Here is a 21,699-nt window from a genome sequence, read left to right as displayed (position 1 = left end):
CACGGTCCGCAGCCTTGTCCGAAAGAACCGATTCGTATGCGCGAGATCATTTTCGATACCGAAACCACCGGCCTCGACGCGCGCGAAGACCGGGTGATCGAAATCGGCGGCGTCGAGCTGGACAACCGTTTCCCGACGGGCCGCACGTTTCACGTCTATATCAATGCCCAGGGCAGGCCGGTGCATCCCGACGCCCTCGCGGTCCATGGCATCAGCGACGCCGAACTGGCCGACAAGCCGACCTTTCCACAGATCGCCGAGCAGTTCTCGGCCTTCATCGACGGCGCGCGCCTGGTCGCCCACAACGCCGGCTTCGACATGGGCTTCATCAATGCCGAGTTTGCCCGGCTGGGCCTGCCGCCGATCGGCCCGGAGCGGGTAACCGACACGCTGGCGCTGGCGCGGCGCAAACATCCGATGGGGCCGAACTCGCTCGATGCGCTCTGTCGGCGCTACGGCATCGACAACAGCCGACGTACCAAGCACGGGGCGCTGCTCGATTCGGAGCTGCTCGCCGAGGTCTATATCGAGCTGATCGGCGGCAAGCAGGCCGCGCTTGTCCTGGAAACCGCGGAGGTTTCCAATGTGGAGCTTACGGCCGAGCTGGTCGAGACGAGCATCCGCGAACGGCCGCGCCCGCTTTTGCCAAGGCTGACGCCGGCCGAGCGCGAGGCGCATGCGCGCCTAGTGGCTCAGCTCGGCGAAAAGGCGATCTGGCTGGAAACCGCCGGTGCGTTGCAGCCGGCGGAAGCGCTTGGCTGACTTAGCTGACCTTGACCTTCGAAGCGGCCTGATCTTCGGCCAGCTTCTGCTGGAACATCTGCGCGAAGTCGATCGGGTCGAGCATCAGCGGCGGGAAGCCGCCATTGCGGGTCGCCTCGGCAATGATCTGGCGCGCGAACGGGAACAGCAGGCGCGGGCACTCGATGAACAGCAGCGGCAGCATGTGCTCCTGCGGAAAACCTTCGATGCGGAACACGCCGCCATAGACCAGCTCGACATTGAACAGCACGTCCTTCTCGAAGGAGGCCTTGGCGTTCAGGGTCACGTTGACGTCGAATTCCTTGTCCGAGAGCGGATTGGCGGCGACGTTGACGTTGATGTTGATGCCGGGCGCCTTGTCGCGGCCGCGCAGGGAATTCGGCGCGCCGGGACTTTCAAAGGAAAGGTCCTTCACATACTGGGCAAGCACGTTGAGCGACGGCTTTGCCGCCTGGGCGTTTCCGTTGGTCGCCGTCCCCGCCGGCGCATTCTCGTTGATGGCCATCGGCCGTAGTCCTTTCGCTTCAGCCGCGCTGCGGCCCGGTCAAAATCGCGGCTTCGCTAGCATGGCGGGCAAGGCAACACAAGTTTGCCTATTCTTTGCCGTCGATCCGCTTCCAAGGGGAATCCGGATTGGGCGTCGGCTTGTAGTCGTCCTCGTCGAGATCGATGACCGGACCGCGCCGCTGGCCGCGTCCGGCTTCAAACCCGCCGCGGAACATGCCGAAATTGCCGACGACGCGGACGCGGGAGCGCATGAAACGCCAGGCAAGGTCGCGCACCGGCGGCAGGAACAGCAGCAGGCCGACGATATCCGTGATGAAGCCGGGAATGATGAGCAATATGCCGGCGAGGACGATCATGACCCCATGCGCCATCTGCCGGCCAGGGTCGCCGCCCGCCTCGAGGTCGCGCCGCAGGTTGGTGAGTGCACTGAATCCCTGCCATCGCAAAAGGATAGATCCGACCACTGCGCTGAGCAGCACGAGGCCTATCGTCGCCAGAGCGCCGATCTTGCTGCCGACCACGACGAAGCCGGCGATCTCGGCCAGAGGCAGCACGATGAGGAGGAAAAGCGGAATCAAGCGATACACGGCGGGCCCAGGTTGGTGTTTGCCATGCAGCCAATTGCTGCTGGCGCAATCCTTCATACATAGGTATGCAAGCGTTTGATTTGAATGATCGCACCTTGCGATCTATATGCATTGCTTGCAAGCCATGGTGCCGCGCCCGGTCGGGGAGCGGGAGCCGCGTCATAGGATCGGTTGGCGGAAGATATGGAATTCTTCGACTTCGGGACGATTTTTTTCCTGGTCGCGGCGGTTGTGATCTTCTTCCAGCTGCGCAACGTGCTCGGCCGGCGGACCGGTAACGAGCGCCCGCCCTTCGATCCCTATACCGCTGGCCGCAACCGCGAAAAAGATCCCGCCAAGACGGACAATGTCGTTTCGCTGCCGCGCAAGCGGGCGCCGGGCGAGCCGGACGAGACCTACGCGGCGATCGACGCCGCCGCGCCGCCGCCCAGCGACCTGAACAAGGGCCTGCGCGCCATTCGCGACGCGGACCCGACCTTCGAGCCGAAGGGCTTCGTCGAGGGCGCCAAGATGGCATATGAGATGATCGTCATGGCCTATGCCGACGGCGATCGTAAGGCTTTGAAGAACCTGCTTTCCCGTGAGGTCTATGACGGTTTCGTCGCGGCGATCGGCGATCGCGAGTCCCGCTCCGAGAAGATCCAGTCGTCCTTCGTCGGTATCGACAAGGCCGACATCGTTTCGGCCGAGATGAAGGGCGGCGAGGCGCACATCACGCTGCGCATCGTCAGCGAGCTGATTTCCGCAACCCGCAACAAGGCCGGCGAGGTGATCGACGGCGACCCGGAGACGGTAGCCGAGGTCAAGGACGTCTGGACGTTCGCGCGCGACACGCGCTCGAAGGACCCGAACTGGAAGCTAGTCGCGACCGAAGAGGAAGAGTAGATCCTCACGGGAGGGCGCGCCGCCATGCCGCCACTTTCCGCAGCCTTCACCCCGGTCGACTACGGTGATTTGCCCGGATGGGCCGAGGATGATCAAAACCTCGCCTTCGAAGCCTTCCGCCGATCCGCTTTCCACATCCTGACCAAACCCTATCGCACCGGCAGCCTGGGCGTGGATTTTGCCGCCTTTGCGCCGGCCTATGCGGAGGCTCGCTCGGCCGAGGGGCTGGACAGGCCGCAGGCGCGTGCCTTTTTCGAACGCCATTTTATCCCTGCCCGCGTGTCGCCGAGCGAGGGGGCTGGCGGATTGGTCACCGGCTTCTACGAACCGGAAGTTCGGGTATCTCCTGTCCGGACCGATGATTTCACCGTTCCTCTGCTGGCGCGGCCATCCGACCTGGTCGACATCGACGACACCAATCGGCCCCAAAACTTCGATCCGTATTTCGCCTTCGGCCGGGATACGGCGGGCGGCATCGTCGAGTATTTCGATCGCGGCCAGATCGAGCGCGGTGCATTGGCCGGCAGGGGGCTGGAGATCGCCTGGCTCGCCGAAAAGGTCGACGCCTTCTTCATCCATGTGCAAGGCGCGGCCCGCCTCGTCATGCCGGATGGCTCGATGCGCCGCGTCACCTATGCCGCCAAGACCGGACATCGCTTTAGCGGGCCGGGCCGGATTCTTGCTGATCTGGGTGAAATCCCTTTGGCGCAGGTCACCATGCAGTCGATCCGCGCCTGGCTCGCGGCCAACCCGCAGCGCATCGACGAGATTTTCTGGCGGAACCGATCCTACATCTTTTTTCGCGAGGCCGAGGTTGACGATCCGGCGCTCGGGCCTGTGGCGGCGGCGAAGGTGCCGCTCACCGCCGGGCGGTCGGTCGCCGTCGACCGGCTGCTGCACACATTCGGTACGCCGTTTTTCATCCATGCGCCCGCTTTGACGGCTTTCGACACAAAACCGTTCCGCAGGCTGATGATCGCGCAGGACACGGGTTCGGCGATCGTCGGTCCGGCGCGCGGCGACCTGTTCGCCGGGTCGGGCGATGCCGCGGGCGAGATCGCCGGCGTGGTGCGCAACGAGGCCGACTTCTTCGCGCTGCTGCCGCGTCCGCTCGTCGAGGGTGGCGGTCGGTGAGCCTGCGCACCGACAAGGCGCTCACGGACGAGGACCGGGTCCTGTGGAGCCTTGTCGCGCGCTCCGCAACGCCGCTGAAGGGCCGCAAGCACCCGGCAACCCCGGAACAGAAGCCGCTGTCGATGGCGGAGGCGCTGTCGGAGACAATGCCGGAGCCGCCGAAGCCTGCCCCGGCGCCTGTGGCCGCCCGCCGAAGCCCGCTTGGCCAGAGTGCACTCGACCGGCCGACGCATGACAAGATCGCCGCCGGCCGCCTGCCGATCGAGGGCCGCGTCGACCTGCACGGCCTGACCCAGGATCAGGCCTACGGGCTGCTGCTGTCGTTCCTGGGCCGTGCCTATTCCAATGGCGTGCGCTACGTCCTCGTCATCACCGGCAAGGGTTCGTCCTCCGGCGGCGATGGCGTGCTGCGCCGCGCCGTGCCCGGCTGGCTGGCGACCGCGCCCTTCCGACCCCTGGTCAGCAGCCACGACCACGCGGCCCGGCATCATGGCGGCGCCGGCGCGCTTTACGTAAGGCTGCGCCGGAAGGTGGCGCATTGACCCCCTTCGGGGCAAAGCTGCGGGCCCTGCGGGCCGAACGCGGCATCAGCCAGAAGCAGATGGCCGCCGCGCTCGGCGTCAGCGCCGCCTATCTGTCGGCGCTTGAGCATGGTCGACGCGGCGCGCCCGGCTGGGCGCTGGTGCAGAAGATCATCGGTTATTTCAACATCATCTGGGACGACGCGGAGGAGCTGGAGCGGCTCGCCGCCACCTCCGACCCGCGCGTCGTCATCGACACGTCCGGGCTTTCGCCGGAAGCCACCCGGCTGGCGAACTTGCTCGCGGAGCAAGTCCGCGAGCTCGATGCCAAAACGATCCTCGAATTGACCGAAAGGCTTTTGGCGGTCCGCGAACAGGTCGCTTAATTCTTCGCGGTCGGCGCAGGAACGGTATTTTCGCGATCGGTGCTACAAAGCCCTGGATCGTCGAAAAACAGGCTTATGCGATCGAATTCCGCCGAGATCCAGTGATCGAAACTGGCCCAACGGTTGAGCACGCGCCGCGAACTGTCTTCGGGTGCTCGCACAACGCTGTCGTCCGGTTCGATGAAAACCGAAGACCCATCTCCATATCGAGAGATGCACAGCCCGCTTCCGCTCGGGCTCCTTGATGTGCTGGTTATTGCCGGAACAAACAGGTCGAACGGATTACAGAGCATGGCGTCGAACTCGGAGCGATCCCAACTGCGCCTCATTCCAAAGATGAAAAGGCTGCCGTCGAAGCAGTTAACACCGTTTGCCTGCTTGTAGAATCGGCGAAGACGATCCGGGATCGATCTCCTTATCTGCGTTTCGAGTTGATCGATCTCAGCGTCGGTGAGAGGGCCGAAGAATCGATGAAGATAGGCACCGGGTCCCTTTTTCGGCATGCGGCCTATGAGGACTGTTCCGTCAGAAAGATGCCGTTCCCCCAAATGACTCCACTTTCCGGCCTTTTGCTTCAGGTCGTCGAGATCGAGTTTCATAGGCAGGTAACCACGCGCGAAGCCTGCTAAAAAAGCGCCTGCAGCTCCGGCAGCTTGTCGTTGACCAGCCAGCCGTAATAGTTGACCTCGGGCATGCGCGGCTGCTTGCCTTCCGCCGCCCGCGCCTTGTTCTCGGCGCGCAGCGCGTAGGCGCGGCCCTCGGGATCGCCGACATTGTAGAGCGTGGCTGTTATGCCGGGGTTCTGCGAGATGTCGAAACCGGCGATCTTGCGATAGCTGTCGATCGACATCTTCAGCGTCGCCGCAACGTAGGCGATGGTCAGGTCCGGGTCCATGATCGTCTCGTAGACCTTGTTCGGATCCGACGCCTCAAGCGGCGGGAAACCGGAGACCTGGCTGACCAGATCGCTCATCTGCAACGCGGTCAGCGGATTGAGCTGGCCGATGCCAAATGTCTGGCCGGCATAGAAAGGCTGGAAGAACACGGCGCTGAAGCGGTTGTTCGGGAACGACTTGCCGCCGACCGTCTTGCCGCGGAACTCCTTGTTCCAGACACGCTCGCGGCAGGTCCACAGGCCATAACTGTCGGTCTTGTCGGCGCAGCCCTGGAACTGCGGCCGCTGGACGAAGTCGGTGACCTCTTCGCCGTCATAGGCGAAGTGCAGCTTGCTGGTGAGATAGGATGCAGCCTTGACATAATAGGTCTGGAGCCGGTCGTAGGCGTCGACATTGTAGGTGTGCTCGCCGACGATGGCGCCGACGATGTGCATCGGGTCGATGCCGTAAGCGGCGGCCTGCTGCTTGATCTTGGCGCGCAGCTTCGCGTCGTTTTTCAGCAGGCCGTAGACCTTGCGGTATTTGCGCTCGAAGGTCGTGCCGCTCGATTTGGTGCGCTTGGTCGAGGCACCGGGAATGGAAGGCTGCTCGACCGAACTGTTGCCGGGCGGCACGACGGTCTGGGCGGAAGCAAGATCGGGAACAAGGACGGCGACCGCCATCATCGCCGTAAAGGCCGCAGCTAAAAATACCTTTGCTTTCATTGACCAGCTTCCCGCCCGAGGTTCTAGCTCCTTACAGAATAAACCGCGACAAATCTGTGTTCCTCGACAGGTCGCCGACGTGTTTCTCCACGTAGGCCGCGTCGATCGTGACTTTCGTGCCGTTCTGGTCGGGCGCGGTGTAGGAAATCTCGTCGAGAACGCGCTCCATCACGGTCTGCAGCCGGCGCGCGCCGATATTCTCGACGCTGGCATTGAGGTCGACGGCGATGCCGGCAAGCGAGTCGATGGCATCCTCGGTGAAGTCGAGCTCGACGCCCTCCGTCTTCATCAGCGCGATATACTGCTTGATCAGGCTGGCCTCGGTCTCGGTGAGGATTCGAACGAAGTCGTCCTTCTCCAGCGCGCGGAGTTCGACGCGGATCGGCAGGCGGCCCTGCAGTTCCGGCAGCAGGTCCGATGGCTTGGATACGTGGAAGGCGCCCGAGGCGATGAACAGGATATGGTCCGTCTTGATCGGCCCGTATTTGGTGGCGACCGTGGTGCCTTCGACCAGCGGCAGCAGGTCGCGCTGCACGCCCTCGCGCGACGGCCCGCCGGAAATGTCGCTGCGCGCCGCGATCTTGTCGATCTCGTCGAGGAAGACGATGCCGTCATTCTCCGCCGATTCCAGCGCCAGCCGCACCACCTCGTCCTGGTCGAGCAACTTGTCGGATTCATCGGCGACGAGCACGTCGTGGGATTCCTTGACCGTCGTCTTGCGCGTCTTGGTCTTCTTGCCGCCCATCGCCTTCGACAGCATGTCGTTGATGTTCATCACGCCGATATTGGCGCCGGGCATGCCGGGAATCTCGAAGCTCGGCATGCCGCCGGTGCCGGTGTCGGCTACTTCGATCTCGATCTCCTTGTCGTCCATCTCGCCGTCGCGCAGCTTCTTGCGGAAGGAGTCGCGCGTCGCCGGGCTGGCGGTCTTGCCCACCAGCGCTTCCAGCACGCGCTCCTCTGCGTTGATATGGGCGCGCGCCTTGACGTCCTCGCGCATCTTGTCGCGCGTCAGCCCGATCGCCGCCTCCACCAGGTCGCGGATGATCTGCTCGACGTCGCGCCCGACATAACCGACCTCGGTGAACTTTGTCGCTTCGACCTTGATGAACGGCGCGCCGGCGAGCTTCGCCAGGCGGCGCGAGATCTCGGTCTTGCCGACGCCGGTGGGGCCGATCATCAGGATGTTCTTCGGCATCACCTCTTCGCGCATCTGGCCAACCAGCTGCTGGCGCCGCCAGCGGTTGCGCAGCGCGATGGCGACGGCGCGCTTGGCGTCCTTCTGGCCGATGATGTAGCGGTCGAGTTCGGAGACGATTTCACGGGGGGAGAAGCTGCTCATGAATGGCACACGTTACGCTTTTTTGATGGGGGGTAATCTGTCGAGCACGGATGTGGGGAGCGTGGTCCCGATGATCAAGCGCCTGATATGCTGCCAGCCGGCGCCGAAGCAGATGACCAGCGCGCCGATCACCAGCAGGATCAGGGCGAAGGGCGGAATGCCGGTGGTGTTGGCCGCCGAATTGACCAGATAGTAGATGCCGAGCGAACCGAAATAGGCGAGCGTCGGCACCAGCAGGGACCGCCTGTCGATGGCAAGCGCGACATAGACGAATCCAGTGATGAGAACGGCCAGCATGATCGTTGCGTTTGCATCGGGCTCGATGCGGCCCATGACCACGTCCTGCCCCGTCGCCATGATGAACAGGGGGTGCACGAGCATCGGCGCCGACACGACGTGGAGCCAGAACGCGCAGTCCGACCATACCTTGCGCCGTTCCCGATCGAATATGTCGAGCGCGACGCCCGTGGCGAAGACGACGAGACCGCAAATGAGCGGCATGTAGAGTGCAGCCCGCAGCAGTTCGGGCATGTCTTCGAGCCGCGGCGGGGCGATGGAGCCGGCCGCCACGCCGTCATAGAGCAGGAGCGCGGTCTGCAGGAAGGCCAGAAGCGTCGCGGCGATCGCGAAGACGCCTGCGAGAATGGGAACCTTGAAGCGCCAGAAATAGAGGGCGACGGCGGCCATGACGCCGCCGAGGAAGAGATAGCCGGCGCCCGAGACCTGCTGGCGCAGGGCCAGCAATTGCCACATCGATTCCGGAGTCCGGATCGGATAGCGCTCAAGGACTTCAAGGCCCAGTGCGACGACGAAGGCGGCGACGAAGAACAGGCTCAGCACCGTCGAAGACAGCTTCATCCGATGCTGGCGCGTGACGATCTCGGCGACGGCCCAGGAAAACAGCGCGACAAGTGCCGCGATCCACATAGGCTGGCCGGGAAGCAGCGTGATCAGGACGAAATAGAAGCCGGCCGTCAGCAGGATCGTTCCAACGGTGACGAAAAGGTCGTTGCCGCCGCCGATCAGGCGCAGGTTTTCCTCGCCGGATTCATCGTCCCCGCCCACGGCGAGCCGCCCGTTGCGGTCCAGCGCATGGAGCTGGTCGCGCTGTGCTGCGGTGATGACCCCCGTGGCGACCGCGGCTTCAAGCGTTTCCGGATTGATCGAACCAGGCAATGATGTCATTGCAACGCGCCCTGCCAGGCTTTCACGCTCTCCAGCGGATAGACCAGCATAAGGACGTTCAGCGTAAGATTGTCACGGATGATGTAACCGACGCCGAGTTCGAAGACGATCGCCAGTGCAACCGTCACCCATACGGGACGCCGCGCCGCCAAGGCAAAACCCAGCACCATCCACAGCGTGTCCGACACCGAGTTGATGACGCTGTCGCCGAAATAATCGAGCGAGATCGTCGCTTCGCGGTAGCGGTTGATGATGAAGTCGGAGTTCTCCAGCAACTCCCAGCCGACCTCGATGATGACGGCGCCGACGAGGCGCAGCCCGACATTGACGCGCGGCATGACAAGGTGGAAAAGGCCGTAGAACAGGAAGCCGTGGATGATGTGTGAGAAGGTGTACCAGTCGGCAAGGTGCTGGCTGTTCTCGCTGCTCTGCACGACGCCGTGCCACAGTTTCACCGTCCCGCATTTGCAGATCAGCGGCTGGCCCATCAGGTAGAGCGTGACGCCCTGCGCGGCGATCAGTGCGGCTGCCAGTAGCAGGCCGATGAGGAAGACGCGCTTGTGGGCCGAGGCCTGGTTTTCGGCAGGCGGCGTCGATGTCATAAAAAATCCCCGTCCTCGTTGTCCCGCGCCATCAATAGCACGTGTCCATAGACGGAGGTGCGCTCGCCGACCGGTCTGAAGCCGGCTTTCTCGTAGGCCCGCACCGCCCGCCTGTTGGCGGGATCGGGGTCGATGACGACACGCGGCGTGCCCTCGGCGAACAACTCGTCGACGAATTGCCCGAGCAGCGTTGAGCCGTGGCCCTTGCCGACCAGATCCGGCACGCCGATGGACAGGTCGAGGCCGAGCGTACCGAAAGGCTGGTCGTTGTAGGGATGGTCGTCCTCCAGATGCGGATCATATGTCTGGAGATAGCCGATCGGCTTGCCGTCGAGTTCGACGATCAGCGGCTCGACCGAGACCGAGTCCATATTCTCGCGAATTCCCGCAAGCTCCTCCTCCGGGTCATCCCACCATTCCGCCACATGCGGCTCGCGCAGCCAGCGGCCGAGCATGGGAAAATCCTTCTCGGTTACCGGCCGAAAACTGTAGCGGGGCTTGGCCTCACGCGGCATCGAGCGTTTCGACGACAAAATTGCTGTTGGTGTAGACGCAGATTTCCGATGCGATCTGCATCGCCTTGCGGGCGATCTCTTCCGCGTCCTTGTCGGTGTCCATCAGGGCGCGCGCGGCGGCGAGTGCGTAATTGCCACCCGAGCCGATCGCCATCACGCCGTGCTCCGGCTCCAGCACGTCGCCGGTTCCGGTAAGCGCCAGGGAGACGTTCTTGTCGGCCACCAGCATCATCGCTTCGAGTCGGCGCAAATAGCGGTCGGTGCGCCAGTCCTTGGCAAGTTCGACGCAGGCGCGGGTGAGCTGGTCCGGGTATTGTTCGAGTTTTGCCTCCAGCCGCTCCAGCAGGGTGAAGGCGTCGGCTGTGGCGCCGGCAAAACCCGCGATGACGTTGCCGCCCTTGCCGATGCGGCGCACCTTTTTGGCGTTGCCCTTCATGATCGTCTGGCCGAGGCTCACCTGGCCGTCACCGGCGATCACGACCTTTCCTCCCTTGCGCACCGTCACGATCGTGGTGGCGTGCATGGTCAGTTCATTCGACATGTGTTGCTCCGATTCCGCGCGATCCCTAAGAGCGGCGATCCGCGCGATACGAGGGTATGAAGCGCCATATGTATGCGGCGCGGCGCGGAATGCAAATTGCGGCGGTCGTGGCAACTTTCATTCGCCGGACCATGCTGTTACAAGGCTCGCGCTTTCGCTACAAACGGGATTTTCCATGGCCGCCCGCACCGCCGAAGTAAGCCGCTCGACCAAGGAGACGCGCATCGCCGTCTCGATCGACGTCAATGGCACGGGCCAGGGCGAGATCGCCACCGGCGTCGGTTTCTTCGACCACATGCTCGACCAGCTCTGCCGCCATTCGCTGATCGACATGAAGGTGCGCGCCGAGGGCGACCTGCACATCGACGATCATCACACGGTCGAGGACACCGGCATCGCGCTCGGCCAGGCGTTGTCGAAGGCGCTCGGCGAACGGCGCGGCATCATGCGTTATGCGTCGCTCGACCTCGCCATGGACGAGACGCTGACGCGCGCTGCGGTAGACGTTTCGGGCAGGCCCTGGCTTGTCTGGAACGTGCCGTTCTCCTCACCGAAGATCGGCACCTTCGATACCGAACTGGTGCGCGAGTTCTTCCATGCTTTCGCCCAGAACGCCGGCATCACGCTGCATGTGACCAATCTCTACGGCGCCAACAACCACCATATCGCGGAAACCTGCTTCAAGGCCGTTGCCCGCGTGCTGCGCGACGCACTGGAGCGCGACCCGCGCCGGCCGGATGCCGTGCCGTCCACCAAGGGCAGTCTCAAGGGGTAGGGTTATGGCGCGCTTCGTTGTCATGGAACCGGCCGGCGCGTTCGGAGACGATGCGGCGGCCGAGGCGCGGATCGTCCGGGACGGGTTTTCGCTGCTCGGCTTTGTCTTCCCGCCCTTCTGGCTGTTGTGGCATGGGCTGGTGATCGAGGCGCTCGTCACCTTCGCCGCCATGTTCGGGATAGCCGCGGCGACCGAACTGCTCGGTCTCGGCCCCGCAGGCTCGCTGCTCTCCCTGCTCCTGTCGATCTATGTCGGTCTGGAAGGCTCCGCCTTGCGCATCGCCGCGCTGCGTCGGCGTGGCTGGCGCGAATGGGGCGTTCTGGAGGCCGATTCGCTGGCTGATGCCGAGACGCGCTACGCCATCGAGGTTTTCGGCGGGGTCGATGCGGATGCGTCGGCGCCGCCGGCAGCCGTGATCGCCCCAGCGCAGCCGCCCGCGCCGCGCCATGCCGCCGGCCCGGCTCTCGGCCTCTTCAGTTATCCCGGACATAAATGACATGCGCGTCGCCATCATCGATTACGGGTCGGGAAACCTGCGTTCGGCGACCAAGGCCTTCGAGCGCGCGGCAGGCGAGGCCGGCATCGCCGCAGAGATCGACCTGACCGCCGATGCCGACCGGGTTCGCACCGCCGACCGCATCGTGCTGCCGGGCGTCGGCGCCTATGCCGACTGCGCCGCCGGTCTGCGCGCCGTCGACGGTATGTGGGAGGCGGTCGAGGAGGTGGCGGTCGCTCGGGCGAGACCGTTTCTCGGCATCTGCGTCGGCATGCAACTGATGTCCGAGCGAGGGTTGGAAAAGACGGTGACGTACGGCTTCGGCTGGATCGCCGGCGACGTCAAGGAGATCGCGCCGTCCGATCCCACACTAAAGATCCCGCAGATCGGCTGGAACACGATTCACGTGAAACATTCGCATCCGCTGTTCGACGGGATCAGGACCGGGGACGACGGCCTGCACGCCTATTTCGTGCATTCCTATCATCTTGATTCTCTGCATGAAGATGAGGTTCTGGCGGTAACCGACTATGGCGGACCGGTAACGGCGGCGGTTTCGCGCGACAATCTGGCCGGCACGCAGTTTCATCCGGAGAAGAGCCAGGCGCTCGGCTTGGCTCTCATCGCCAATTTCCTGAGGTGGAAGCCATGAGCAAGAAGGGTTACTGGATGGCCATGGTGTCGGTCCTCGACGAAGAAAACTACCCGCAATACATCGCTGCCAACAAAGCGGCGTTCGACAAATATGGCGCTAAGTTCCTGGTGCGCGGCGGACAGTCGTCCAGCCCCGAGGGTTTTGCCGCCAACCGGCATGTCATCATCGAGTTCGAATCCTACGAGAAGGCGCTGGCCTGCTATCACTCGCCCGAATATCAGGCGGCGCTGAAACTGCGCCGCGCCTTTTCGGCTTCGCATTTCGCCATCGTCGAAGGCGCGTGACCAAATGATCCTTTTCCCCGCCATCGACCTGAAGGACGGCCAGTGCGTGCGCCTCAAGCTCGGCGACATGGATCAGGCCACCGTCTACAACTCCGACCCGGCCGCGCAGGCGAAGGCTTTCGAAGAGCAGGGGTTCGAGTGGCTGCACGTCGTCGACCTCGACGGCGCCTTCGCCGGCGAGAGCCGCAACGGCGCGGCGGTCGAGGCGATCCTCAAGGCAACCAAAAACCCGGTGCAGCTCGGCGGCGGCATTCGCACGCATGCCCACATCGACGCCTGGCTGGCAAAGGGCCTCGCCCGCGTCATCCTCGGCACGGTCGCGGTGCGCGATCCAGCGCTGGTGAAGGAGGCCTGCCGGCTGCATCCCGGCAGGATCGCCGTCGGCATCGACGCCAAGGGCGGCAAGGTCGCGGTCGAGGGCTGGGCCGAGGCGTTGTCGCTCGGGGTCATCGAGCTCGCGAAGAAATTCGAGGGCGCCGGTGTGGCGGCGATCATCTACACCGACATCGACCGCGACGGCGTGCTTGCCGGCATCAACTGGGACGCGACCATCGCGCTGGCGGATGCTGTATCCATTCCGGTCATCGCCTCCGGCGGGCTCGCCTCGCTGGCGGATATCAGGCGCATGACCATGCCCGACGCCGGCAAGCTGGAGGGCGCAATCTCCGGCCGCGCCCTGTATGATGGTCGCATCGACCCGGCCGAGGCCCTGACGCTGCTGCGGGCCGCCTAGGAGACCCGCGATGAAACTTTCGCTCATTCTGGCCCCGTACGACAGCGGCCATTACCATGTCGGTTTCGGCCAGGGTCCCGAGGCGCTGATTTCCGGCGGCATCGTCGAGGCGCTGGCGCTCAACGGCCACGACGTCGCTGTCGAGGACATAGGCCAGATCGGCGAATCGCCGCGCCGTGAGATCGCGACCGGCTTTGCGGTGTGCCGCGCCGTTTCGATCAAGGCCGACGCCGCGGTGTCCGAAGGGCGGTTCCCGATCGTGCTCGCCGGAAACTGCCTGTCCGCCATTGGCGCTGTGGCGGGCGAGGCGGCCGACTCGATCGTCTGGGTCGACCAGCACGGCGACATCAACACGCCGGAAACCTCCATCCACGGCTTTCTCGACGGCATGGCGCTGGCGGTGGCGATCGGGCTCTGCTGGAAGCCGCTGGCCGCCAGCATTCCGGACTTCCGGCCGCTGAATCCGGCCCGATGCATGCTGGTCGACGCGCGCGATCTCGATCCCCCCGAAAAGCGCCTGCTGGAGAGCCTGCCGATCATCAGGGCCGCCGTTCGCGACGCTCCGGGCGAGGTCGGCAAGCTCAAGGCGGCGGGCGTTTCGCGAACACACCTGCATCTCGACCTCGACGTGCACGATCCGGACACGCTGCAAGTGAACCGTTACGCGGCGCCGGGCGGCCCCAACCCCGATCAACTCCGGCAGATGGCCTGCGGCATCGCCCGCTCCATCCCCGTCGTCGGCCTGACGCTGACGGCCTATGACCCGGCCTTCGACGCCAAGGCGGAGGTTCCTCCCGTTGTCGGCCGGCTTCTCATCGATTTTCTGGCGGCGCTGGAGCGGATTTGATAGATTGAAACCATGAACATCCAGTCGAGACATCCAACCACGGCGGACGAGTTCCTGCGCTGGAATGAGGGGCGCGAGGGCAAGCGCGAGTTCGTCCGGGGGAGGGTTGTCGAGATGATGATCAACGTCACGAGGCGCCATTGGCAGCTGGCTTCGCGCTTGATGTTGCAACTCGCGTCCCAGGTCGGGGTCGAGCAGTACAACGTTGGCGCGGCCGAGTTCGGAGTCCGCGCCGGGGAAGGAGTCCGTTTTCCGGACGTCATGATCGAGACGTTCTCGGGAGACGGCAAAGCGCTCGCAACGAATTCACCGCTGTTTCTGGCCGAAGTGCTTTCACCATCCACAATGGCTGACGATTTCGGACAAAAGGCGCGGGACTATCTGGCTCTGGAGACGTTGCAGCATTATCTGACGCTGTCGCAGGACGAAGTCCGCGTCTGGCTCTGGTCCCGGGATGACCGCAGGCAGTGGATGGCGCCCGAGATTGTCGAGAGCGGCCAGGTCACCCTGCGTATTGACGGCAAGCCAATCCTCATCGACCTCGATGCCCTGTATCGCGGTATTGTCGGCAATTGAGATCGGCAGAGGGTGGCATGCATCGGAGGCCCAACCGAAATTGATCACTGATGATATCTCCAAGATCTGAACGAAAACGATGAACATTCAATCCAAGACACCAACCTCACCGGACGAGTTCCTGCGCTGGAATGAAGGGCGTGAGGGCAAGCGCGAGTTCGTCCGGGGGAGAGTTGTCGAGATGATGATCAACGTGACGCGGAACCACGTTGAGATAGCGACCAATCTTGTTCATGCCCTTCGTCAGCAGCTTGATCGGAAGGCGTTCAGCGTAGGGTCCGCGGATTTCGGTGTCCGCACGCCGGATGGTATCCGCTATCCCGATGTCTTCGTCGACCACAAGACATCGGGTTCGCAAGGGTCCGATCTTGCGGCAGTGAATCCGCTTTTGCTGGCGGAGGTTCTCTCTCCTTCATCCTATGGACGCGACTTCGTGGAGAAGATGGCTGACTACCAGCATGTAGAATCGCTTCTCTACTATTTGATCTTGTCGCATGAGGAACCGAGAGTCTGGCTGTCGAGGCGCAATGAGGGAGCGTGGGCAAAACCCGAGGAGGTGGCGGGTGAAGATCAGGTTCTCGATTTGAATCTGCTCGACGTCAAACTGTCCCTCGCCGATCTTTATGATGGCGTCGAGCTGCGCCGTCCCGCATGACCCTCAAATCCCGTGTCATCCCGTGCCTCGACGTCAAGGACGGCCGTGTCGTCAAAGGCGTCAACTTCGTCGACCTGATCGATGCTGGCGACCCGGTCGAGGCGGCGCGCGCCTATGATGCCGCCGGCGCCGACGAGCTCTGTTTCCTCGACATCACCGCCTCGTCGGACAATCGCGAAACGATCTTCGACGTCATAGCGCGAACGGCGGAACAGTGTTTCATGCCGCTGACCGTCGGCGGCGGTGTGCGCCAGGTCGGCGATATCCGGAAACTGCTGCTGGCCGGCGCCGACAAGGTGTCGATCAACACGGCGGCGGTGAAGAATCCGGATTTCGTCGCCGAAGCCGCCGACAAGTTCGGCAACCAGTGCATCGTCGTCGCCATCGACGCCAAGAAGGTTTCGGGCCAAGGCGAGACCGATCGCTGGGAGATTTTCACCCATGGCGGCCGCGAAAAGACCGGCATCGACGCCCTCGCGTTCGCGCGGAAAGTGGTCGATCTCGGCGCCGGCGAAATCCTGCTGACCTCGATGGATCGCGACGGCACCAAAGCCGGCTACGATATAGCGCTGACCCGCGCCGTTGCCGACGCGGTGCGCGTGCCGGTCATCGCCTCGGGCGGCGTGGGCACGCTCGATCATCTGGTCGAGGGCATCCGCGACGGCCACGCGACGGCGGTGCTCGCAGCATCCATCTTCCATTTCGGCACCTATTCGATCTCGGAGGCGAAGGCGCATATGGCCGCTGCGGGTCTCGCGATGCGACTCGACTTCGCAGCGCAACACGCTTAAACGCCGGCCAATGACCGCATTTTCCCTCTCCGATCTGGAAAAGATCGTCGCCGAGCGCGCTAAGTCGGGCGATGCGTCGTCGTCGTGGACCGCCAAGCTGTTTGCGGCCGGCATGGACCGCGCCGCCAAGAAGATGGGCGAGGAGGCGGTCGAGACGGTGATCGCGGCGGTGCAGGGCAGGCCCGCCGACCTCGTCGCCGAAAGCGCCGACCTTCTCTACCATTTGCTGGTCGTGTTGGCGGTTGCCGGCGTGCCGCTGGCCGACGTCATGGCCGAACTGGAGCGCAGGACCGGGCAATCGGGACTTGCGGAAAAGGCGTCCCGTGCCGGCTGACGCATCGGTGTCGAGAGGATAGATGGATCAATTCGCCCCGACCGAGAAATATTCCCCCTACCGCTTCTTCACGGCGGAGCGATGGGCGGAATTTCGCGCCGACACCCCGCTGACGCTGACGGCTGAGGAAGTGGAGCGGCTGCGCTCGCTGCAGGACCGGGTCGATCTCGACGAAGTCAGGCGCATCTATCTTTCGCTGTCGCGCCTGCTGTCGGCTCATGTCGAAACCAGCCAGTCGCTGTTTCGCCAGCGCAAGGCCTTCTTCAATGCCGGCGATGTGCGCAAGACACCCTTTATCATCGGCATGGCGGGGTCGGTCGCCGTGGGCAAGTCGACCACCGCCCGCCTGCTGAAGGAACTCATGCGCCGCTGGCCCTCCAGCCCCAAGGTCGACCTCATCACCACCGACGGTTTCCTCCTGCCCAACGACGTCTTGCGCCGCCAGGGGCTGATGGAACGCAAGGGCTTTCCCGAGAGCTACGATGTCGGCGCGCTGCTGCGCTTCCTCTCGGCGATCAAGTCGGGGGAGGCGCATGTCCGCGCCCCTGTCTATTCGCACCTGACCTACGACGTGGTGCCGGGCGAATTCGTCACCATTGACCGGCCGGACATCCTGATCTTCGAGGGCCTCAACGTCCTCCAGCCCCGCGACCTGCCGAAGGACGGCAAATATGTGCCGTTCCTCTCGGATTTCTTCGATTTCTCGTTCTTCATCGACGCCGATGAGGATTTGATCCACGATTGGTACATTTCCCGCTTCATGCGGCTGCGTGATACCGCCTTCCGCAATCCCGACTCCTTCTTCCACCGCTATTCGCAGCTTTCCGAGGATGCGGCCCGCGCCATCGGCGAGGGCCTCTGGCAGAACATCAACCTGAAGAATCTGCGCGAGAACATCCTCCCGACCCGTCCGCGCGCCGACCTGATCCTGCGCAAGGGCGAGGATCATTTCGTCAAGGAAGTGGCGCTGCGCAAGCTGTGACGCGATCGGTAGGCCGGTATTGTTTGCCGGCTCATGACGCGCCGGTCCGGCGAATTGCCAAGTCTTCAGCGCGGGACCGTCACCCGCCGCAGCGTCAGGTTGATCCGCCCGCCCTTGGGGAGCAGCACCGAGGTCGCCGGATAGATCCGGTCGACGCCGTGGAAGCAGAGCCGTCCTTCGCCGCCGAGCACGACGATGTCGCCGCTGTCCAGCCGGAGCGACATGGTCGGCCCGTCGCGAAAAGTCTGGCCGACGCGGAACAGGCAACTGTCGCCGAGCGATATCGAAACCACCGGCGCCCCGAGATCCGCCTCGTCGCGATCCTGGTGCAGTCCCATCTTCGCGGTTTCCGAATAGAAATTGACCAGGCAGGCTTCAGGCGGATGCGGATAGCCTGACACTTCGCGCCACAGCGCAAGCAGCATGCCGGGGATCGGAGGCCAAGGCTCGCCGGTCACGGGATGGGTCGCTTGATAGCGGTAGCCGCGATCCTTGTCGGTGACCCAGCCGAGCGAACCGCAATTGGTCATGCGCACGCTCATCTCCTTGCCGCTCTTCGGCATGGCGGGCGTGTAGAGCGGGGCGGCGCGCACGACGTCGCGGATCGCGTCCACCAGCGCCCGCTGCGCCGGGTGATCTATGAAACCCGGCATGTGCCGGACGCCTCTTGGAAGCACGAGCATGAACTGTTCCCGTCGTGAATGTCGGCCCAGGGCGCGGTTCTGGAAAGCAGAGGCGGCTGGAAATGAGAACGGCCGCGCTTGCCGCGCGGCCGTCGATCCTAACAGGCCTGCATTCCAAATCGACCCGAAACCTACCTCGGGTCAGAACCGGGCTTTCGCCGGATCAGGCGGTTTCCAGATCGGGAATGCGCAGCACCTGGCCCGGATAGATCTTGTCGGGATGCGTCAGCATCGGCTTGTTGGCCTCGAAGATCACCGTGTTCTTGGCGCCCTTGCCCTTGCCGTAGTTCGCCTCGGCGATCTTCCAGAGGTTGTCGCCCTTCTTGACCGTGTAGAAGACGGGCTCCTTTGCCGGCGTCGAGGCCTTGACCAGCGCGGTCAGGTCGGTGGTTTCCAGCTTCAGGTTCGATTCTGGCGTCACGATCTTCAGTTCCTCCGCTTCGACCGAGGAAACGCCCAGCGTGTTGCCGACGGCGATGACGGCCTTCTCGAAGACGGACTGGTCCTTGACCACGCCCGTCAGGACGACCTTGTCGCCCTTGACCGAAACATCGACCTTTTCTGTCCCGAGATCATGCGAATCGAGTTCCTTCTTCAGCGCCTCGGCCTTCGCCGCCGCGTCGTCGTCATCGCCGAAGCCCAGCTTCTTGCCGACATTTTTTACGAAGTCGAACATTCCCATCGTGTTGGCACTCCATGGCTCGTTGAATCGCGCCGACCTTTGCATCGAAAGCGCGGAATGGAAAGTCTCGGGCTCGACATACCCCCGGTGCTCAGTCTTCGCCGATCTTGCCGCGCAGTTTTTTCACCGTCGAACGGCCGGCCTTGGATTTCAGCCGGCGTTCCACCGCGCCCTTTGACGGCCGCGTCTTCTTGCGCGGCGGGGGAGGCGGTTCCGCGGCCTTGGCGACCAGCGCCGTCAGCCGCTCGCGGGCATCCGCGCGGTTACGCTCCTGCGTGCGAAAACGGTCCGCCTCGATGACGATGACGCCGTCCTTCGTGGCCCGCTGCCCGGCGAGAGCGATCACGCGGTCTCGCACGCGCTCCGGCAGGCCGCGCGCATTCGCGGCGTCGAAACGCAGTTGCACGGCGGTGGCAACCTTGTTGACGTTCTGCCCGCCGGGACCCGACGAACGGATAAACTGCTCGGCGAGATCGTCTTCATGGATGAAGACGTCGGCCGCGATGTCGATGCGTGTGGGAGCGTTCATTGCGCCGGCCGGAATGAGTCTAACTGCTGCACCGCCAAGGTTCAGCGTTTCTGGTCACGCTCGCGGAGCACTTCGCGCATCGTATCGCGCACGATATCTGGAAGGTCCTTCGCCAGCGCATCGACCTTCTTGTCCAGCCGGTCAACCTTTCGGTCCAGATCGTCGACCTTGACCTCGATGCGGCCCACGCGCGTCTTCAAAGCGGCAAGATCGTCGCCATTGCGGCGCGTCTGCTCCAATATATATCGCGTGACGACTTTCTCGCCCTGGACTTCCTGGGCGAGTTCATCGAATTCCGCGCGGGTGACCTCTGTCGGCATGGGCAGCATCTCCTTGCCGCCCACCGTATCACAGATAGCGGGTTGCAGCATACGCCGCTGGGCTCGCACCGCGAACACCAAGTTTAGCCGATATAGGCACGGGGCCAGACGGCCGTCGCGTGTTATTCCGCCGCCTCGCTGAAGCGGGGCGCCGCGCCGGCGACATGGGCGTCGACGTGTGCCTCGAATTTCTCGAAATTGCCGATGAACATCTCAACCATGCGCCTTGCCTGCCGGTCGTACGCCGCCTTGTCCGCCCAGGTGCTGCGCGGGTCAAGGATCTGTGGATCGACGCCCGGCACCGATACCGGCACGGCGAAGCCGAAATTCGCATCGGTGCGGAACTCGGCCTGGTTCAGGCTGCCGTCGAGCGCGGCCGCGAGCAGCGCGCGGGTCGCCTTGATCGGCATGCGTTTTCCCGTGCCGAAGGCACCGCCCGTCCAGCCGGTGTTCACCAGCCAGCAGTCGGCGCCGTGGCGGGCGATGAGTTCGCGCAGCAGATTGCCGTATTCCGAGGGATGGCGCGGCATGAAGGGGGCGCCGAAGCAGGTGGAGAATGTCGCCTCCGGCTCCTTCACGCCCTTCTCGGTGCCCGCGACCTTGGCGGTGTAGCCGGAGAGGAAGTGGTACATCGCCTGTTCCGGCGTCAGCTTTGCGATCGGCGGCATCACGCCGAAGGCATCGGCGGTGAGCATCACGATGTTCTTCGGGTGGCCGGCCCGGCCGGTCGCGCTGGCATTGGGGATGAAGTCGAGCGGATAGGCGCAGCGGGTGTTTTCCGTCAGCGAGCCGTCGTCGAAGTCGGGCACGCGGTTGCCGTCCAGCACGACGTTTTCCAGCACCGTGCCGAAGCGCCTTGTGGTGGCGAAAATCTCCGGCTCGGCCTCGGCCGACAGCTTGATCGTCTTGGCGTAGCAGCCACCCTCGAAGTTGAAGATGCCCTCCGGCCCCCAGCCATGTTCGTCGTCGCCGATCAGCGTGCGCGAGGCATCGGCCGACAGTGTCGTCTTGCCGGTGCCGGACAGGCCGAAGAAAACGGCGGCATCGCCAGCCGGGCCTTCATTGGCCGAGCAGTGCATCGGCATGACGCCGCGCGCCGGCAGCAGGTAGTTCAGCGCGGTAAAGACCGACTTCTTCATCTCGCCGGCATAGGAGGTGCCGCCGATCAGCACGATCATGCGCGTCAGGTCGACGGCAATCACCGTCTCCGTGCGCGTGCCGTGGCGCGCCGGGTCGGCGCGGAAGGACGGCAGGTCGATGATCGTCATTTTTGGCACGAAGCCGGCAAGCGCCGCGGCCTCGGGTCGGATCAGCAGATTGCGGATGAACAGCGAGTGCCAGGCGTATTCGGTGATGACCCGCGTCGGCAGCTTTTGGCTTTCGTCGGCGCCGCCGACGAGATCCTGCACAAACAGGTCTTTCGCCCCGGCATGCGCCTGGAAATCGGCGAGCAGCGTGTCGAAATGCGCAGGCGTGATGGCGCCGTTGTTGTCCCACCAGACATGCGGCTCGGTCGCCGCGTCGCGAACGACGAATTTATCCTTTGGCGAGCGCCCGGTGTGCTGGCCGGTATAGGCGACGAGCGCCCCGTCGGCGGTCAGCGTCGCCTCTCCGCGGCGGATGGCCTCTTCGTAGAGAGCCGCTGCACCGAGATTGTAACGCACGGTGCCGGAGGTTCTTATGCCAAAAGTCTCGATCCCGCAGGCGGGATTGCGCATGCCGATTTCGCCCATCTTTCCCTCGAACTGGTGGGTGTGCGCTGATCCGGCCGAAGCCGGGAAATGAAAGTC

Annotated in this window: 30 protein-coding genes; 16 read left to right on the top strand and 14 right to left on the bottom strand. The window is 63.9% G+C overall.

Going from position 1 to position 21,699, the window contains the following annotated elements:
- Positions 1–36 precede the first annotated feature (36 nt).
- Positions 37–762 (top strand): DNA polymerase III subunit epsilon, encoded by a 726-nt coding sequence (dnaQ, locus tag ACSBOB_RS02200; RefSeq protein ID WP_442580837.1) that lies wholly within the window; start codon positions 37–39, stop codon positions 760–762.
- A gap of 1 nt (position 763) precedes the next feature.
- Here dnaQ and secB read toward each other — a convergent pair whose 3' ends face one another.
- Complete coding sequence (gene secB / locus ACSBOB_RS02195) at positions 764–1,267, bottom strand: protein-export chaperone SecB (protein ID WP_442580836.1); 504 nt, start codon at positions 1,265–1,267, stop codon at positions 764–766.
- Positions 1,268–1,355: 88 nt separating this feature from the next.
- Positions 1,356–1,856, bottom strand: coding sequence for an FxsA family protein (locus tag ACSBOB_RS02190; RefSeq protein ID WP_442580835.1), 501 nt, complete (start codon positions 1,854–1,856; stop codon positions 1,356–1,358).
- A 183-nt stretch (positions 1,857–2,039) separates the two neighbouring features.
- Here ACSBOB_RS02190 and ACSBOB_RS02185 point away from each other — a divergent pair, with 183 nt between their 5' ends.
- From ACSBOB_RS02185 to ACSBOB_RS02170, 4 genes are read left to right on the top strand one after another with little or no spacing between them, the layout of a single operon-like run.
- The gene (locus ACSBOB_RS02185; protein ID WP_442580834.1) at positions 2,040–2,741 is read left to right on the top strand and encodes a Tim44/TimA family putative adaptor protein; all 702 of its coding nucleotides are present in this window, start codon (positions 2,040–2,042) and stop codon (positions 2,739–2,741) included.
- A 24-nt stretch (positions 2,742–2,765) separates the two neighbouring features.
- Positions 2,766–3,875 carry a murein transglycosylase A gene (mltA, locus tag ACSBOB_RS02180; RefSeq protein WP_442580833.1) on the top strand — a complete coding sequence of 370 codons (1,110 nt, stop codon included), beginning with the start codon at positions 2,766–2,768 and terminating at the stop codon, positions 3,873–3,875.
- Positions 3,872–4,417: a Smr/MutS family protein gene (locus tag ACSBOB_RS02175; RefSeq protein ID WP_442580832.1), complete on the top strand. Its 546-nt coding sequence runs from the start codon at positions 3,872–3,874 to the stop codon at positions 4,415–4,417. Before mltA ends, ACSBOB_RS02175 begins: the two co-directional genes overlap by 4 nt.
- Complete coding sequence (locus tag ACSBOB_RS02170; protein ID WP_442580831.1) at positions 4,414–4,782, top strand: helix-turn-helix domain-containing protein; 369 nt, start codon at positions 4,414–4,416, stop codon at positions 4,780–4,782. The genes ACSBOB_RS02175 and ACSBOB_RS02170 overlap by 4 nt, the downstream gene beginning before the upstream one ends.
- Here ACSBOB_RS02170 and ACSBOB_RS02165 read toward each other — a convergent pair.
- The 7 genes from ACSBOB_RS02165 to hslV all read right to left on the bottom strand — a co-directional run bounded on the left by ACSBOB_RS02165 (position 4,779) and on the right by hslV (position 10,567).
- The gene (locus ACSBOB_RS02165; protein WP_442580830.1) at positions 4,779–5,381 is read right to left on the bottom strand and encodes an SMI1/KNR4 family protein; all 603 of its coding nucleotides are present in this window, start codon (positions 5,379–5,381) and stop codon (positions 4,779–4,781) included. The genes ACSBOB_RS02170 and ACSBOB_RS02165 overlap by 4 nt on opposite strands.
- A 26-nt stretch (positions 5,382–5,407) precedes the next feature.
- Positions 5,408–6,343 (bottom strand): DUF1402 family protein, encoded by a 936-nt coding sequence (locus ACSBOB_RS02160; protein ID WP_442583941.1) that lies wholly within the window; start codon positions 6,341–6,343, stop codon positions 5,408–5,410.
- Positions 6,344–6,413: 70 nt separating this feature from the next.
- On the bottom strand, positions 6,414–7,724 hold the full coding sequence (hslU, locus tag ACSBOB_RS02155; protein WP_442580829.1) for an ATP-dependent protease ATPase subunit HslU: 1,311 nt from the start codon (positions 7,722–7,724) through the stop codon (positions 6,414–6,416).
- Between the two features lie 12 nt (positions 7,725–7,736).
- The gene (locus ACSBOB_RS02150; RefSeq protein ID WP_442580828.1) at positions 7,737–8,909 is read right to left on the bottom strand and encodes a hypothetical protein; all 1,173 of its coding nucleotides are present in this window, start codon (positions 8,907–8,909) and stop codon (positions 7,737–7,739) included.
- Positions 8,906–9,511, bottom strand: coding sequence for a DUF2585 domain-containing protein (locus ACSBOB_RS02145; RefSeq protein ID WP_442580827.1), 606 nt, complete (start codon positions 9,509–9,511; stop codon positions 8,906–8,908). Before ACSBOB_RS02145 ends, ACSBOB_RS02150 begins: the two co-directional genes overlap by 4 nt.
- Positions 9,508–10,026 carry a GNAT family N-acetyltransferase gene (locus ACSBOB_RS02140; protein WP_442580826.1) on the bottom strand — a complete coding sequence of 173 codons (519 nt, stop codon included), beginning with the start codon at positions 10,024–10,026 and terminating at the stop codon, positions 9,508–9,510. The genes ACSBOB_RS02145 and ACSBOB_RS02140 overlap by 4 nt, the downstream gene beginning before the upstream one ends.
- Positions 10,016–10,567, bottom strand: a complete 552-nt coding sequence (gene hslV, locus ACSBOB_RS02135) for an ATP-dependent protease subunit HslV (RefSeq protein WP_442580825.1) — start codon at positions 10,565–10,567, stop codon at positions 10,016–10,018. Before hslV ends, ACSBOB_RS02140 begins: the two co-directional genes overlap by 11 nt.
- 175 nt (positions 10,568–10,742) lie before the next feature.
- Between hslV and hisB the strand changes: the two genes are divergently transcribed.
- The 11 genes from hisB (at position 10,743) to coaA (ending at position 17,695) form a co-directional block, all read left to right on the top strand.
- On the top strand, positions 10,743–11,342 hold the full coding sequence (gene hisB / locus ACSBOB_RS02130; RefSeq protein ID WP_442580824.1) for an imidazoleglycerol-phosphate dehydratase HisB: 600 nt from the start codon (positions 10,743–10,745) through the stop codon (positions 11,340–11,342).
- Positions 11,343–11,346: 4 nt separating this feature from the next.
- Positions 11,347–11,838 carry a DUF2628 domain-containing protein gene (locus tag ACSBOB_RS02125; protein WP_442580823.1) on the top strand — a complete coding sequence of 164 codons (492 nt, stop codon included), beginning with the start codon at positions 11,347–11,349 and terminating at the stop codon, positions 11,836–11,838.
- Position 11,839: 1 nt separating this feature from the next.
- Positions 11,840–12,490, top strand: coding sequence for an imidazole glycerol phosphate synthase subunit HisH (gene hisH, locus ACSBOB_RS02120; RefSeq protein WP_442580822.1), 651 nt, complete (start codon positions 11,840–11,842; stop codon positions 12,488–12,490).
- Positions 12,487–12,777, top strand: coding sequence for a DUF1330 domain-containing protein (locus ACSBOB_RS02115; RefSeq protein ID WP_442580821.1), 291 nt, complete (start codon positions 12,487–12,489; stop codon positions 12,775–12,777). Before hisH ends, ACSBOB_RS02115 begins: the two co-directional genes overlap by 4 nt.
- Before the next feature lie 4 nt (positions 12,778–12,781).
- A complete protein-coding gene (hisA, locus tag ACSBOB_RS02110) occupies positions 12,782–13,510 on the top strand; it encodes a 1-(5-phosphoribosyl)-5-[(5-phosphoribosylamino)methylideneamino]imidazole-4-carboxamide isomerase (protein ID WP_442580820.1) in 729 nt (242 codons plus the stop codon).
- 10 nt (positions 13,511–13,520) lie between these two features.
- Complete coding sequence (locus ACSBOB_RS02105) at positions 13,521–14,357, top strand: arginase family protein (protein WP_442580819.1); 837 nt, start codon at positions 13,521–13,523, stop codon at positions 14,355–14,357.
- Positions 14,358–14,369: 12 nt separating this feature from the next.
- The gene (locus tag ACSBOB_RS02100; RefSeq protein ID WP_442580818.1) at positions 14,370–14,933 is read left to right on the top strand and encodes a Uma2 family endonuclease; all 564 of its coding nucleotides are present in this window, start codon (positions 14,370–14,372) and stop codon (positions 14,931–14,933) included.
- 79 nt (positions 14,934–15,012) lie between these two features.
- Positions 15,013–15,588 carry a Uma2 family endonuclease gene (locus ACSBOB_RS02095; protein ID WP_442580817.1) on the top strand — a complete coding sequence of 192 codons (576 nt, stop codon included), beginning with the start codon at positions 15,013–15,015 and terminating at the stop codon, positions 15,586–15,588.
- Entirely contained in the window at positions 15,585–16,379 is a 795-nt protein-coding gene (gene hisF / locus ACSBOB_RS02090) for an imidazole glycerol phosphate synthase subunit HisF (protein ID WP_442580816.1), read from the top strand. The genes ACSBOB_RS02095 and hisF overlap by 4 nt, the downstream gene beginning before the upstream one ends.
- Before the next feature lie 10 nt (positions 16,380–16,389).
- Positions 16,390–16,713: a phosphoribosyl-ATP diphosphatase gene (locus ACSBOB_RS02085; RefSeq protein ID WP_442580815.1), complete on the top strand. Its 324-nt coding sequence runs from the start codon at positions 16,390–16,392 to the stop codon at positions 16,711–16,713.
- A gap of 22 nt (positions 16,714–16,735) precedes the next feature.
- Positions 16,736–17,695: a type I pantothenate kinase gene (gene coaA, locus ACSBOB_RS02080; RefSeq protein ID WP_442580814.1), complete on the top strand. Its 960-nt coding sequence runs from the start codon at positions 16,736–16,738 to the stop codon at positions 17,693–17,695.
- Positions 17,696–17,760: 65 nt separating this feature from the next.
- Here the strand turns inward: coaA and ACSBOB_RS02075 are convergent, their stop codons facing one another.
- The 5 genes from ACSBOB_RS02075 to ACSBOB_RS02055 all read right to left on the bottom strand — a co-directional run bounded on the left by ACSBOB_RS02075 (position 17,761) and on the right by ACSBOB_RS02055 (position 21,642).
- Positions 17,761–18,378, bottom strand: coding sequence for an alpha-ketoglutarate-dependent dioxygenase AlkB family protein (locus ACSBOB_RS02075; protein WP_442580813.1), 618 nt, complete (start codon positions 18,376–18,378; stop codon positions 17,761–17,763).
- A gap of 163 nt (positions 18,379–18,541) precedes the next feature.
- On the bottom strand, positions 18,542–19,060 hold the full coding sequence (gene lysM / locus ACSBOB_RS02070; protein WP_442580812.1) for a peptidoglycan-binding protein LysM: 519 nt from the start codon (positions 19,058–19,060) through the stop codon (positions 18,542–18,544).
- Positions 19,061–19,151: 91 nt separating this feature from the next.
- A complete protein-coding gene (gene arfB / locus ACSBOB_RS02065) occupies positions 19,152–19,589 on the bottom strand; it encodes an alternative ribosome rescue aminoacyl-tRNA hydrolase ArfB (RefSeq protein WP_442580811.1) in 438 nt (145 codons plus the stop codon).
- A gap of 41 nt (positions 19,590–19,630) precedes the next feature.
- On the bottom strand, positions 19,631–19,909 hold the full coding sequence (locus ACSBOB_RS02060) for a hypothetical protein (protein WP_442580810.1): 279 nt from the start codon (positions 19,907–19,909) through the stop codon (positions 19,631–19,633).
- A 122-nt stretch (positions 19,910–20,031) separates the two neighbouring features.
- A complete protein-coding gene (locus tag ACSBOB_RS02055) occupies positions 20,032–21,642 on the bottom strand; it encodes a phosphoenolpyruvate carboxykinase (RefSeq protein ID WP_442580809.1) in 1,611 nt (536 codons plus the stop codon).
- Positions 21,643–21,699: the final 57 nt, after the last annotated feature.

The sequence above is a fragment of the Mesorhizobium sp. KACC 23794 genome, from assembly GCF_052180275.1.
Taxonomy (GTDB): domain Bacteria; phylum Pseudomonadota; class Alphaproteobacteria; order Rhizobiales; family Rhizobiaceae; genus Kumtagia.
Note: the sequence above shows the minus strand (reverse complement) of the source record. Positions and strands in the feature narration are given on the sequence as shown.